Source organism: Virgibacillus siamensis (assembly GCF_900162695.1).
Classification (GTDB): Bacteria; Bacillota; Bacilli; order Bacillales; family Amphibacillaceae; genus Lentibacillus; species Lentibacillus siamensis_A.
The window spans coordinates 2,966,136-2,979,387 of sequence record NZ_FUIH01000007.1 but is presented as its reverse complement, the minus strand read 5'-3'; the positions used below and the strand labels follow the sequence as shown (position 1 = coordinate 2,979,387).

13 protein-coding genes are annotated in these 13,252 nt (G+C 42.2%); 8 read left to right on the top strand and 5 right to left on the bottom strand.

Annotated features, from left to right (window positions below; translation table 11 throughout):
- Window position 1 precedes the first annotated feature (1 nt).
- Complete coding sequence (locus B1K71_RS18085) at window positions 2-805, bottom strand: serine hydrolase (RefSeq protein ID WP_175631963.1); 804 nt, start codon at window positions 803-805, stop codon at window positions 2-4.
- Window positions 806-977: 172 nt separating this feature from the next.
- Between B1K71_RS18085 and B1K71_RS18080 the strand changes: the two genes are divergently transcribed.
- Window positions 978-2,036 (top strand): NAD(P)H-dependent flavin oxidoreductase, encoded by a 1,059-nt coding sequence (locus B1K71_RS18080; RefSeq protein ID WP_077329457.1) that lies wholly within the window; start codon window positions 978-980, stop codon window positions 2,034-2,036.
- A gap of 205 nt (window positions 2,037-2,241) precedes the next feature.
- Here the strand turns inward: B1K71_RS18080 and B1K71_RS18075 are convergent, their stop codons facing one another.
- Window positions 2,242-3,861 (bottom strand): long-chain fatty acid--CoA ligase, encoded by a 1,620-nt coding sequence (locus tag B1K71_RS18075; protein ID WP_077329455.1) that lies wholly within the window; start codon window positions 3,859-3,861, stop codon window positions 2,242-2,244.
- A 181-nt stretch (window positions 3,862-4,042) separates the two neighbouring features.
- On the opposite strand from B1K71_RS18075, the gene B1K71_RS18070 reads away from it, so the two are divergent.
- Genes B1K71_RS18070 through B1K71_RS18060 form a run of 3 tightly spaced genes read left to right on the top strand, consistent with a single transcriptional unit; the run spans window position 4,043 to window position 6,245 of the window.
- Window positions 4,043-4,663, top strand: coding sequence for a lysozyme family protein (locus B1K71_RS18070; RefSeq protein WP_077329454.1), 621 nt, complete (start codon window positions 4,043-4,045; stop codon window positions 4,661-4,663).
- Between the two features lie 13 nt (window positions 4,664-4,676).
- Window positions 4,677-5,054, top strand: coding sequence for a RidA family protein (locus B1K71_RS18065; RefSeq protein ID WP_077329453.1), 378 nt, complete (start codon window positions 4,677-4,679; stop codon window positions 5,052-5,054).
- Window positions 5,055-5,075: 21 nt separating this feature from the next.
- Window positions 5,076-6,245 carry an iron-containing alcohol dehydrogenase gene (locus B1K71_RS18060; protein WP_077329452.1) on the top strand — a complete coding sequence of 390 codons (1,170 nt, stop codon included), beginning with the start codon at window positions 5,076-5,078 and terminating at the stop codon, window positions 6,243-6,245.
- 97 nt (window positions 6,246-6,342) lie between these two features.
- Here B1K71_RS18060 and B1K71_RS18055 read toward each other — a convergent pair whose 3' ends face one another.
- Together B1K71_RS18055 and B1K71_RS18050 are read right to left on the bottom strand one after the other, a co-directional pair.
- A complete protein-coding gene (locus tag B1K71_RS18055; protein WP_077329451.1) occupies window positions 6,343-6,588 on the bottom strand; it encodes a YuzB family protein in 246 nt (81 codons plus the stop codon).
- Window positions 6,589-6,676: 88 nt separating this feature from the next.
- Window positions 6,677-7,888 (bottom strand): MFS transporter, encoded by a 1,212-nt coding sequence (locus tag B1K71_RS18050; protein ID WP_077329450.1) that lies wholly within the window; start codon window positions 7,886-7,888, stop codon window positions 6,677-6,679.
- 233 nt (window positions 7,889-8,121) lie between these two features.
- On the opposite strand from B1K71_RS18050, the gene B1K71_RS18045 reads away from it, so the two are divergent.
- The 3 genes from B1K71_RS18045 to B1K71_RS18035 all read left to right on the top strand — a co-directional run bounded on the left by B1K71_RS18045 (window position 8,122) and on the right by B1K71_RS18035 (window position 11,622).
- A complete protein-coding gene (locus B1K71_RS18045; protein WP_077329449.1) occupies window positions 8,122-9,036 on the top strand; it encodes a DUF1002 domain-containing protein in 915 nt (304 codons plus the stop codon).
- Window positions 9,037-9,104: 68 nt separating this feature from the next.
- The gene (locus tag B1K71_RS18040; protein WP_077329448.1) at window positions 9,105-10,619 is read left to right on the top strand and encodes an MFS transporter; all 1,515 of its coding nucleotides are present in this window, start codon (window positions 9,105-9,107) and stop codon (window positions 10,617-10,619) included.
- A gap of 202 nt (window positions 10,620-10,821) precedes the next feature.
- Complete coding sequence (locus B1K71_RS18035) at window positions 10,822-11,622, top strand: LysM peptidoglycan-binding and 3D domain-containing protein (protein ID WP_077329447.1); 801 nt, start codon at window positions 10,822-10,824, stop codon at window positions 11,620-11,622.
- 71 nt (window positions 11,623-11,693) lie between these two features.
- On the opposite strand, the gene B1K71_RS20035 is transcribed toward B1K71_RS18035, so the two are convergent.
- Window positions 11,694-11,834, bottom strand: a complete 141-nt coding sequence (locus B1K71_RS20035) for a hypothetical protein (RefSeq protein ID WP_175631962.1) — start codon at window positions 11,832-11,834, stop codon at window positions 11,694-11,696.
- Window positions 11,835-12,042: 208 nt separating this feature from the next.
- Between B1K71_RS20035 and B1K71_RS18030 the strand changes: the two genes are divergently transcribed.
- Window positions 12,043-13,233, top strand: coding sequence for a glycine C-acetyltransferase (locus B1K71_RS18030; protein ID WP_077329446.1), 1,191 nt, complete (start codon window positions 12,043-12,045; stop codon window positions 13,231-13,233).
- Window positions 13,234-13,252 lie beyond the last annotated feature (19 nt).

The window sequence follows — 13,252 nt, the reverse complement described above, 5'->3', positions numbered from 1 at the left end:
ATTAAGTTGATTGTATGTATCTGATTAACAGCCGGCCTATTTCAGCAATAAAAAGTTTTCCGTCACCATTGTTCTCCCACCCCTCTGAAAGCACGACTGCCTGCAATTGATTTCCGTTATATTCCAAAATGGCTGCCTCATGTTCAACCCCCGCCAATTCACCTGATTTATGAAACATATGTACATTGGAATCTTCGGGAAGATAATAGGCAAGTTTGTCTTTTAATTGTTGATTTGATAATATTCCGATAATTTTATTCCTATTTTTCCGGGAAATAAATTTGTTTGGGCTGCAAATCAGATGTAACATCCTCATCATATCTTCTGCACTGGTGTAATTGTCCCTGCCGGTCATTTGTGCGGCTTCATCCATGAATTTTCGCTGCAGGATCGTATTATTACAGCCGCATACGCTGCAAAACCTGTTCACCTGTTCCGCTCCAACGGCTTCCAATACTACGTTTGCCGCAGTATTATCCGATATTATAATCATCAGTTCCAATAGATCCCGGTATGTAAATCGGTCTGCATTTGTCAATTTCGCAATAATGCCGGCACCACCTGCAAGCATTGATTTTTTGATGGGAACAGAGCAATCTTCCCGCAGTCGGCCGTCGTCTATTTGCCGTAATGCTTCAATTAAAATTGGAATCTTTGCAAGGCTGGCTGCCGGTCTCTGAACATTTTCCGAAATCTTGATATCCCCATCTTTTGTTGAGATATAAAGTGAGAATTGGCTTTCCAATCCGTTCAGCAGTTCTCTTATCTTTGTCTGTAAACAGGAAAAACGAATGATTGACCCCACCTTCATACATGTTTAACGAATCAATTAGCGACAAAATTCGTTAATTGATTATTATAGTACGGAATTTTCATAATATTGTCAAGAAATAATATTGAAATGTTTAAAATTCCTTGACAAAAATTTATATGGTATTCTTATTTTTAGGAAATAAAAAACGGAAGGAGGAGCAGAAGTGAGTTTTTTACATGATAGACTTTCGATTGAAAAACCAATCATACAAGCGGGCATGGCCGGCGGCATCACAACCCCGGAACTGGTTTCTGCAATCGCAAACACCGGAGCGCTTGGGACACTTGGTGCCGGCTATATGGGGGCATCACAGCTGAAGGAAGATATACATAAGGTGAAACAGCTGACAGACAAGCCGTTTGCGGTTAACTTATTCGCTGTCAATCTTGAATCATATTCAAATGAAATCGGGAACATGCAGCGATTTCTGAACCGGTTCCGTAACAACTTGGGAATTGATGCTGGTGCTGATTTCGTGAAAGTGAATGATTATCTACAGGAGAAAATCCATGTCATTTTGGAAGAAAATATTCGCGTAGTCAGTACTGCGTTTGGTGTGCTTCCCGCTTCACTGGTTGAGCGGCTGAAAGAAAATGATGTTCTGCTGATTGGAATGGCGACCAATCTGGATGAAGCCCGTGAACTGGAGGAATCGGGATATGATGCAGTAGTTGCCCAAGGCTATGAGGCAGGCGGACACCGTGGAACGTTTGATGTGGGAAAATACCCAAACGGAAGTAATATCGGTCTGCATGTGCTGTTGGAGGAATTTTTGGATCATCTGGAAATTCCGGTTGTCGCTGCAGGCGGGATACATCATAAAAAGCAGGTGGACGCACTGCTTGCAATGGGTGCCGAAGCCGTTCAGATAGGTACACGTTTTTTAATTGCAAAGGAAGCAGGAACCAATGCCGCCTATCGCAGAGCGCTTTTGAAAGCGGACACCAACTCAACCAAAATTACAAAGGTGTTTTCCGGGCGTCCGGCACGTGCTATCCGAAATAAGTTTGTTAAGGAAGTGGAAGGAAGCGGTCTAACCCCGCTGCCGTTTCCAATTCAAAACCAGATGACAAAAGATATTCGCGGTGCCGGAAAAGAATTTGCAATTGCTGATATGCAATCACTCTGGGCCGGTCAGGGTGTCGGTGCAATTCAAGAGGAAGAGACCGCAGTTGAAATTGTCGAGTCACTTACGGGTAATGTAAACATAACGGAAGCGTGATCAATCAGTTTTTTTAGAATGTAGGACTGAATTCTAGGATGAAGGCTCGTATTTTGATGCGAAGGCCCGAATTCGGGGAAGAGAGCCCGTATTCTGATGTGAAGCGACGAAATTCAGCACGAATGCCCAGATATATATCATTTGCTCATTAGATGTCACGGAAAAGCCGTATCACGATGTGAAGTGATACGGCTTTTCTATGCAATCAGCCTTGTAAATTATAATGTTCCTTAACTTGTTTCCTTAACTCCCGTTTCAGAAACTTTCCAACAGATGTTTTCGGGATTTCATCAAAAAATAGTACATCGTCAGGCAGCCACCACTTTGCAAATTGCGGACGAAGGAATTCAAGCAAATCATCTTTGCCTACCTTTTCGACATATCCATCATGCAGTACGACACAGGCAACCGGCCGCTCCTGCCATTCCGGATCGGGTATCGATACAACGCTTGCTTCAAAAACTGCCTCATGGGCCATTAATGCATTTTCAAGGTCAACGGAGGAAATCCACTCGCCGCCGCTCTTTATTAAGTCTTTAGTGCGATCAACGATTTTAATGGATCCTTCTTCATCAACCGTAACGACATCGCCGGTATGAAACCAGCCATCCTGAAATGCTTGTTCCGTTCGTTCATCGAGGTAATATTCATTTGCAATCCATGGTCCGCGGAGCAATAGTTCTCCCATTTCCTCACCATTCCATTTCACCTCGCCGGCATTTCCCACTACTTTCATTTCCACACCGGGGACAGGAATTCCCTGTTTGGACCGCTGATCCAGTTTTTCCCCAGTATCCAGATCCTGCTGATAGCTTTTTAAACGTGACAATGTAACAAGTGGGGTTGTTTCTGTTGCACCATATGCATGAATAAATGGAATGTTGTATTTTTCCTCGAATGCTTTAATTAATCCTTTTGGTGCAGCGGAACCACCACATAGAACGGCACGAAGGCTTGATGTATCATAATCGCCCTGTTCCAGTTCACGTAACAATCCAAGCCAAATGGTAGGGACACCTGCTGTAACCGTTACATTAAATTTTTCAATAAATGCAGCCAGCCGTTTCGGGGTAAAGCGTGGTCCAGGCATTACTTGTGTCGTTCCAAACCATGTGCACGCGAATGGTGTGCCCCAGGCATTGACATGGAATTGTGGAACAACTGCCATGGAAACATCCGATTCTGAAATAGCGGCTGAATCCGCCAGACCAAGTGCCAGGCTGTGCAGAACAATTCCGCGATGGGAATAGACAACACCCTTTGGCTTGCCGGTAGTTGCAGAAGTATAGCACATTCCTGCCGGGTCATTTTCATCAAGGCTTTTATCAAATTCATATTTCGGATTACCGGTGCGGAGCAATTCTTCATATGAAAATAATGGCGTGAGTACGGAATCAGGAAGTTCTTCTTTGTCGGTCATGACGACAAACACTTTAACGGTTGTCAGTTTATCCTGGACTGCTTCGATAAGGGGCAAAACATCTTCGTCAATAAACAAGATTTTGTCTTCGGCGTGGTTGATAATGTAGATAATGTGTTCGGGTGACAGGCGGATATTGATGGTATGCAGTACGGCACCCATTCCGGGAGCAGCAAAGTAGATTTCCAAATGACGGTGATGATTCCAGGCCAGTGTTCCGACACGATCACCTTTTTGGATGCCAAGTGCCTCCAGTGCACTCATCAGCCTTCGAGTCCGCCCTCCTATCTCAGCATATGTCAGTCGATGGAGTTTATCGTGTGTCTGTGAAATAACTTCCTTCTTTGCAAAAAACTTTTCGGCACGTTCCAGCAAAGGACCTACCGTTAATGGTACTTGCATCATGGCAAACCATCCCCTTTTTAGTAGTGTACAAGCGCATCTCAATAATATCATACAATTGGAATTATTATAAAAAATATTGCAGTAAACAGAAACAGAAATAAATGCTACAATGGATATGGTTTGGGAACGGAATCCTGCAACCAAACAATTACTATAAAGAGAAGAGTTATCGGGGGATGGAATGAAACGCTCAACAAAGAAAGCCATTCAAAAAACAGTTGTCATAACAGGAATGCTGGTCGGTGTGTTTATTTTGGTTTCTATTCTTACCTTCCGGCTGGCGGAGCAGGAGTTTGAGATATCCCGCCCGCTTATTAATGAAAAGGTGTGGAACTACAAACCGGTAGTTGAGAAGTATGCAAAACAATACGGAGTAACAGAATATGTTGATGTGCTGCTGGCAATGATGATGCAGGAATCGGGCGGCAGGGGTAATGACCCGATGCAGTCATCCGAAAGTTATTGCGGTCACAGAGGATGCATTGACAATCCGGAACGATCCATCGAGCAAGGTGTTTATTATTTTTCGGAAGCAATCAATGAAGCAGATGGAGATTTAAAACTTGCCGTTCAATCGTATAATTTTGGCAGAGGTTTCATAGATTACGTCCATCAAAAATCGGGAACGTATTCCATAGAAGTTGCTATTGATTTTTCCCAAAAGATGTACAGGTCAGCTGAAAATCAGTCAATCTACTCATGTTTAAGGGAAGAAGCAAAACAATATAATGCATGTTACGGAGATATTTATTATGTTCGTGATGTGATGCAATACAAGCAGAAAATGACTGCTGAAAAATAAGGAGGAATTCATAATGGTACGATCTATTTTTACAAAAAATGCTCCAGAGGCAATTGGCCCGTATTCACAGGCGATTCAGGCAGGTGATTTTGTTTATGTTTCCGGACAAATTCCAATTAATCCTGAAACAGGAGAAGTTGTCGAAGGTATTGAAAATCAGACAGAACAGGTGTTGAGAAATTTAAAGGCAATTCTGCATGAAGCAGATGTGGAATTTGCCCAAGTGGTAAAATTTACAATTTATTTGAAGTCAATGGATGATTTCGCTACGGTTAATGAAATTTACGGTGGTTATTTGACAGATCCATTTCCTGCAAGGGCAACGGTGGAAGTAAGCAAACTCCCTAAAGACGTATTGGTTGAGATGGACGTCGTTGCATACAAATTATAAGTTGTAAGGGGGGGAGTAGAGTTGGAGAATTTTACATTTCAAAATCCGGTCAAGCTGATTTTTGGAAAAGATCAGCTTGGTGCACTTCCCAATGAAATATCCAAATATGGAAATAAAATACTGTTATTGTATGGCGGGGGAAGTATAAAGAAAAATGGCGTTTATGACCGGATAATGGAAAGTTTAGCGGGGGATAACTTAGAAACCATTGAACTTTCCGGTGTCGAGCCCAATCCAAAGCTATCGACAATAAAGCGGGCGGTGGATGTTTGTAAGTCTGAAAACATTGACTTCATCCTGGCAGTCGGCGGCGGGAGTGTTATTGATGCTGCCAAGGCAGTTGCGATAGGTGCACAAAATGATGCCGATGTATGGGATTTGATTACAAAGAAAGAACGCCCTAGTGGAGCACTTCCATTCGGAACAGTTGTAACGCTGGCTTCAGCGGGTTCGGAAATGAATGCGAGCTCTGTCATTACAAATTGGGAAACGAAAGAGAAAAAAGGGTGGAGTTCCCCGTTTACGTATTCGAAGTTTTCCATCCTGGATCCGACGTTTACATATTCGGTTCCACCTGAACAAACAACATTTGGCATTGTTGATATTATGGCACATGTTTTGGAAAACTATTTTCACCATTCACTGAATACACCGGTACAGGACGGTCTTTGTGAAACTATTTTAAAGGATTTACTAGAAACCGGACCGCGTTTGCTTGAAAATCCGGACAGTTATGCGTTACGGGAAACGGTGATGCTGAATGCGGTGCTGGCACGAAACGGTATGCTTAATATGGGCAGCAAAGGGGATTGGGCGACACATGATCTGGAACATGCGGTGTCGGCAATCCACGATATTCCACATGCCGGGGGAATTTCGATTCTTTTTCCAAATTGGATGAAGCATGTATTGGATGAGCAAAACGAAGCCCGTTTCAAACAACTTGCCGTTAACGTATTTTCTGTCAGCCCGGAAGGCAAAAGCAATCATGATGTCGCATTGGAAGGGATTGAGGCACTGCGCAATTTCTGGAATCTTCTTGGTGCACCGCAAAACTTGTCGGAATATAACCTGACAGAAGAAGAAATAGAAGCTATTGCAGATAAAAGTGTGGAAGCGAAACCGGCATACGGTAAATTTAAAAAACTTACACGACATGATTCGTTTCAAATTTTAAAAGCAAGTTTGTAAGGAAATTCATTCGACATATTTCCCGGGAAATATATTGACGGGAAATGTTGAAAATCATCGAACACAGGACTTTCGACAAAAATAAAGAACTGGCTGATTATTGATAAACAGCCAGTTCTTCTTTGATTGCTGTGCGAATTTTGTCCAGGCATTCTTCGGGTGTGTTGCCGAAAACGCGTTTATTATTGACCAGTGCATAAGGTTTCACCCTGCAAAGACCGCAATATGATAAGCATTCATTCATCAAAACTGCAACTTCGGGAAATTCCTTTTCAATGATTCCTTCTATATCTAAAGCAGTGATTGCATTTCCGTCACAAATCTCAACAACGACTATACCCATTGCTATCACTTTCTTTCTGCTTAAAAAATATTGACTCTGTTAGTTTTAGCATATTCGATAGCAATAATCAATCATTTTGGACGAAGTTTTACGTCTGTCCCCGAGTCGATGACAAATGGCGGGGTTGTTTTCTCTCATATTCATGCCGGTACCATGCAAGCAGCATAATGATGCCACCAAGAATCAGCAGAGCGCTTGTGACAAAAAAGACTCCTGTAAAACCATAAAACCCGGAAACGATACCGCCAAGTGCGGGACCGATAATATTTCCGAGGAAACGCAGGCTCGTATTATACCCAAGCACTTCACCCTGCATGGATAATGGTGCCTCCTGCCTGATATATGCAATCCGAACCGGAACAAGTCCGCCAATTGAGATGCCAAGTAAAAATCGTAAAACTACAAGTTCCCAGATGTTGGTGACAAATGCTCCCGGGAAATATACGATTCCGGCCATAAATAATAAAAAGATCATAATTTTTGTGTAGCCAATCCGGTCTCCAAGTTTTCCCCACCGTTTTGCCATCAGCAGATTGCCAAGACCCGCAGCAGAAAAGGCAACCCCTGAAAAGAATGCAATATTAGCCGGGCCATGAATTTCAGCTACATATAATGATAAAATTGGCTGAATACTGAAGTGGGCAATCTGTACAAGGGCTGAGATAAGCATGGCAATCAGCAATACCGGGTTCCTGATCACATGCAGCATAACTTCTTTGGATGTGTAAGATTTATATTCTTTTTCCGTATCATCTTTTTGGACAAGCAATTCTTTGACGCCGAAAAATACAATCAATCCGGAAGCGATAATGGTGATGGAAGTCCATCTAAACGTGGAAGCATACCCAAATACATCGGCAAGTGCTCCGCCAAGCATCGGTCCCATCAGAGCCCCTGTAATACTGCCTGTTTGCAAGGTTCCAAGTACTTGCCCGGCAATCTTTTTCGGTGTCTGGGTAGAAATCATCGCTTGTGACATTGGGATGAAACCGGTGAAAACCCCCATGAACAACCGCAATAAAAAAAGTTCCCAGACGGAATTGGCGAATCCCATCAGCAGAACAGAGACTCCTAATCCGGCTGCTGAAAGGATCAGGATGTTTTTTCGGCCGTATTTATCACCGATACGCCCCCAGATTGGTGAAAAAATGAAAGCTGTCACAAAGGTAATCCCAAAAATCCACCCGGACCAGGACTGTACGTACGAATCCGGGAATACCCCGAATTCTTCAATGTAGAGGGAGATAAATGGAAGTACCATCGTAATGCTCCCGGCAACAAAAAAATTCGCAAACCACATAATGATTAAATTGCGTTTAATGTTAGGATTTTGTTCTGGAATAACAAATCCCTTCTTTCCAAATTTATTTCGTTACCCTAAATATATAGCAGTAATATACGAAATGAAACAAAAATGCTCATTAGCTGATTCCCGTACGGCAGGGATTAAAACAATTCCGGAAAAATCTATTCATATTTGATTGAAAGCTTTATAATGTAGGTAGTAATTTGAAAAACTAAAGGAGTATGGACATGAATAAAAACTTGGTAAGAGTAAGTTTTATATGGATGATGGCAATCGTTCTGGCAGCAGGATTTACCGGATCTGTTTTTGCAACAGGGGACGGAATTAATGAAAAACTTGGTGTTCCGATTGTAGTATATGGCGAAACATTATCAGACTCCCAAGAACAGGAAGTCAGAGAATTGCTTGATGTCCAGGATGCAGCAAATGTGGAGGAATATACCGTTACAGGTGAGGATATTGCAAAATACATTAATGGAAATCCAAATTCCAATATGTATTCTTCTGCTAAAATCACCCGTGAGGAAGAAGGTCACGGACTTGATATCAATATTGTGACACCGGACAATATTACGCAGGTAACACCGGAAATGTACGCGAATGCACTATTGACTGCCGGCGTGGAAAATGCAACGGTTGATGTTGCATCACCGATAAAGGTCAGCGGGCACTCAGCATTGACAGGAATCTATAAGGCATATGATGCACAAGGCGTACAACTTGATAAAGACCGTATGCAGGTGGCAGACGAAGAACTTGGTGTTGCAACAGACCTTGCCAACAATGAAGGATTGAGTCAGGAAAAGGTCAGTGAATTGTTAACAGAAATCAAAAAAGAAATAGCCAAACAAGATCCTGCTACCAAAGAAGAAATAGAACAAATTGTAAAAGAACAGTTGAATAAGCTTGAGATTTCATTGAGTGATGCTGACCGGCAAATGCTGGTGGACTTGTTTGAAAAAATGCGCAACCTTGACATTAATTTTGACAAAGTTGCATCACAGCTGGATGATATTGCATCCAGCGTAAAAGACAAATTCAACGAAATCGTTAATGATGAAGGGTTCTGGAACAAAGTGGAGACATTTTTTAAAGACATCTTTAACGCTATCCGGAACTTCTTTGAAAGTATTTTTAAGTAGAATAATAACGTAATAACTGCGGGTCACGTTATGGATGGCCCGCTTACATATGTACTGGAGATGTAAAAATGAATTCATCACATAAGTGGTCATTGACCTTGTTTACAATTGGAGTCTTTATGGCTGGGCTTGATAATGGAATAATCAGTACAGCACTAACAACCATAAACGATGCATTTAATGTATCCGCTTCATGGGGTGCATGGAGTATCACCATATATACACTTGGCATCGCCATCAGTGTACCAATTGTGGGCAAGCTATCTGATAAATATGGAAGAAAACGGCTGTTTGTTACCGAAATAGCCCTCTTTGGAGTGGGCTCATTACTGGTTGCCATCAGTCCGTCATTCCCTATTCTGCTTCTGTCCCGTTTTATTCAGGCTATTGGCGGCGGTGGTATATTTATCATTGGAAGTTCACACATACTGGCGACAATGCCAAAGGATAAGCAGGGAAAAGCACTTGGGATGCTTGGAGGAATGCACGGGCTATCGGCGATTATAGGCCCGAATCTCGGTGCGATCATTTTGAATGTTACCGGAACATGGCAGTGGATGTTTATGATTAATATTCCAATTGCTATTTTCCTGATTGTTGCAGGGGTCATCACAATACCGGAATCAAAATCGGCTACGGCAAATGCACTTGACTACAAGGGGATTCTCCTGCTCAGTTTCGCGATATTAGCAATGATGTATGGCATTACGGGAATGAACAACGAATCCAGCATCTTCATTCTTTTATTTATTGTTGTTGGGATATTGTTGTTTGCCGGTTTACTGTTCCACGAACATCAATTAGAGCAGCGCGGCGGAGACCCGATTCTAGCCTATTCATTACTTCGCACCCGTTTGTTCCAGGTTACACTTATTTTGGGTTTACTGTCAGGCGGTTTCCTGGCAGGGATTATCTTTATCCCGTCTTATGTTCAGCAGGTGTTGCAGGTACCGGTTGCAAATGCCGGTTACTGGCTGACACCAATGGCTGTTGCGTCCGGAATCGGTGCCGGTTTGGGCGGGGTCATGACTGACAAACAAGGTGCGGACAAAACGATCATCCTTTCCGGGGTTATTGGCTGTATCGGTTTCGTAATGTTTCCGTTTTTTGTAACAGGATTTTGGACCTTTTCGATTGCAAGTGTATTAGCAGGTGTTGGATTGGGTATTTTGCTTGGCGCACCGCTGAACGTACTTGCGGGCGAAAGTGCGCGGGAAAATGAACAAGGTTCCGCACTTGGGACATTGTCACTGACACGACAAATCGGACTTACCTTGTTTCCTGCGTTATACGCGGCATTCATAGCAGGAGGGTTTTCCAAAGCGGAAACATTAATCCAAAATACATACGGCGATAAAGTGTCAGCAGATCTTACTGGCAGCAATTACAATGACCTTGCCGAAAAAATAACGCGGATTGCGGATCCCGACATACAGCATAAACTGTCAGAAATGCTTTCGAATGCAATTCAAGCCGGATTTGATCGTTTATTTTTAACGGCAGGTGCTTTGTCAATACTCGTTTTTGCTACTGGAATGTTTTTGGTTACAAAAGGCAAATCTTTTTACAAAACGCGCTCATAGCAGCATTTACAAATAAATCCCTGTTACAAAAATGCCTGTCTTTTTGTAATAAAGGTTCCTTTCGTTACAATTCTATTATAATTGTAATATTCTTTTGCCAGATTGGTAACTCTTGTAACAGACTCTTAAATTTCCTGTAACTGCATTGCCCATCCCTGTGTGATAGGATAAGCATTGTCAGAAATTTAAGGAGGGAACACCCATGAAGAAAATGGTAGCCGCAATTGCTACTAGTATCATTATTGCTGGCGCAACTGTAACTACTGCATCGGCAGCAGAGTATAAAGTAGAAAAAGGAGATACTCTTTGGCAAATTGCTCAGGAGTATGACACAACTGTCGACGAATTAAAAGAAGCAAATGACCTAAAATCAACTGTTATACATCCAAAACAAAAATTAATGATAAATGAATTGTACAAAGTTAAGAAAGGCGACACACTTTACGGCATTGGAAAAGAAAACAATGTATCTGTTGATGATTTAATGGCTTGGAACGGCCTTGAATCATATGTAATTGTACCTGGACAGACACTCGAGCTAAGTGGTGAAAACCAGGCACAAGATGCATCCGCACCTGCAGAGGATAAAGAACAAAGCTCTGAGGCAGCTGATGAGAAGGCTGCAGATAACAGTAGTGCAAGTGAATCAACAACTGAAGAAAATACTGCAGAAGCAGCCGAAACTACACAACAGAATAATGAGCAGCCACAAGGTAAAACAATTACAGTATCTTCAACAGCTTATACTGCTGATTGCGCGGGATGCTCTGGTGTAACTGCAACAGGTGTGGATCTGAATGCTAATCCAAATGCAAAAGTGATTGCAGTTGACCCTAATGTTATTCCTTTAGGTACTAAAGTATATGTAGAAGGCTATGGTTATGCTACTGCTGCTGATACCGGCGGTGCAATCCAAGGCAACAAAATAGATGTTTATGTCCCAACAAAAAGTGAAGCATATGACTGGGGCAGACGTACAGTTGATGTAACAATCGTAGAATAATAGAATACAGTCAGCAATTTAAAAAGGAAAGCACCTTTTTGGTGCTTTCCCAATTCTGCTTTCTTCCTCTATTAATTAACCACAATTGTGTTGTGATCCGCATCCTGCTTCGGCTCCACAATATCATTTGCATCATCAGTAGACTGTGAGTAACCAATAATACCAAAGCTGATAATCATCGTCAGAAAGATGGCAATCAATAATTTCTTCATCCTGCAATTTTCCCCCAATTTGTATATCTATCATTAGTATATTAAAATTAAAACGATTCTTCCATCATTTTTTGCAACATTTTCTGTGGAATTTTTTGAAAGCGCATGCAGAAATTTGCATGATTCGGATAGGATTATTACATACTACACTTGATATGTTAAACTATTAACGGTGTATGTCTAGTTAAAATAAGGGAGGAAATTTTGAATGACAAGTAAAGTACTGCATACATTTCTCGAGGAAAATATTGATGATTTAAAACAACGCGGTCTCTACAATGAAATCGATCCAGTGCAAGGGGCAAATGGTCCGGTCATTACGCTTGACGGGAAAAAACTGATTAACCTTTCTTCCAATAACTATCTTGGACTCGCAACGGACGAACGTTTGAAGGAAGTTGCCAAGGAAGCAGTTGATTCGCACGGGGTAGGTGCAGGTGCTGTCCGCACGATTAATGGCACACTGGATTTACATATAGAATTGGAAAAGAAGCTTGCGGAATTTAAGGGAACGGAGGCGGTTATTTCGTTCCAGTCCGGTTTTAACTGTAATATGGCCGCAATTTCAGCGGTTATGGATAAAAACGATGCGATTCTTTCCGATGCATTGAACCATGCGTCGATTATTGACGGATGCAGACTATCCAAGGCGAAGATTATTCCATTCGAACATTCTAATATGGACGATCTGCGGCAAAAGGCGAAAAATGCCGTTGAATCCGGACAATACAATAAAATAATGGTCATAACCGATGGTGTCTTTTCCATGGACGGTGACATTGCCAAATTGCCGGAAGTTGTAGAAATTGCCGAGGAATTTGATTTGATTACGTATGTTGATGATGCCCATGGTTCAGGAGTGCTTGGTAATGGAGCCGGAACTGTTAAGCATTTTAATCTGCAGGATAAAGTGGATTTTCAAATGGGAACATTGTCAAAAGCAATTGGTGTCATCGGTGGATATGTCGCTGGAAAAGCGGAATTGATTGACTGGCTGAAAGTTCGTTCACGTCCATTTTTGTTCTCAACGGCAGTAACACCGGCGGACGCAGCCGCAAGTACGAAAGCAGTTGAATTGCTGCTTGAATCAACCGATCTCAATGAAAAGCTATGGGAGAACGGTGATTATTTGAAGGCTGGTCTGGAGAAACTCGGTTTTGATATTGGAAACAGCGAAACACCAATTACACCATGCATTATCGGCGACGAAAAGAATGCGCAAAAGTTCAGTAAACGGTTGTATGAAGAGGGTGTTTACGCAAAATCGATTGTTTTCCCGACTGTGCCAAGAGGTACAGGGCGCGTCCGCAACATGCCGACCGCTGCACATACGAAGGAAATGCTCGATGAAGCAATCGCTGTATATGAAAAAGTTGGAAAAGAAATGGGTCTCATCTAATCCGGATGAGACTTTGATT

Coding starts and splice junctions, on each gene's coding strand:
- B1K71_RS18075 (WP_077329455.1), bottom strand. CDS start 3,861: ATGATGCAAGTACCATTAACGGTAGGTCCTTTGCTGGAACGTGCCGAA.
- B1K71_RS18040 (WP_077329448.1), top strand. CDS start 9,105: ATGAATTCATCACATAAGTGGTCATTGACCTTGTTTACAATTGGAGTC.
- B1K71_RS18055 (WP_077329451.1), bottom strand. CDS start 6,588: ATGGGTATAGTCGTTGTTGAGATTTGTGACGGAAATGCAATCACTGCT.
- B1K71_RS20035 (WP_175631962.1), bottom strand. CDS start 11,834: ATGAAGAAATTATTGATTGCCATCTTTCTGACGATGATTATCAGCTTT.
- B1K71_RS18065 (WP_077329453.1), top strand. CDS start 4,677: ATGGTACGATCTATTTTTACAAAAAATGCTCCAGAGGCAATTGGCCCG.
- B1K71_RS18045 (WP_077329449.1), top strand. CDS start 8,122: ATGAATAAAAACTTGGTAAGAGTAAGTTTTATATGGATGATGGCAATC.
- B1K71_RS18050 (WP_077329450.1), bottom strand. CDS start 7,888: ATGTGGTTTGCGAATTTTTTTGTTGCCGGGAGCATTACGATGGTACTT.
- B1K71_RS18070 (WP_077329454.1), top strand. CDS start 4,043: ATGAAACGCTCAACAAAGAAAGCCATTCAAAAAACAGTTGTCATAACA.
- B1K71_RS18030 (WP_077329446.1), top strand. CDS start 12,043: ATGACAAGTAAAGTACTGCATACATTTCTCGAGGAAAATATTGATGAT.
- B1K71_RS18035 (WP_077329447.1), top strand. CDS start 10,822: ATGAAGAAAATGGTAGCCGCAATTGCTACTAGTATCATTATTGCTGGC.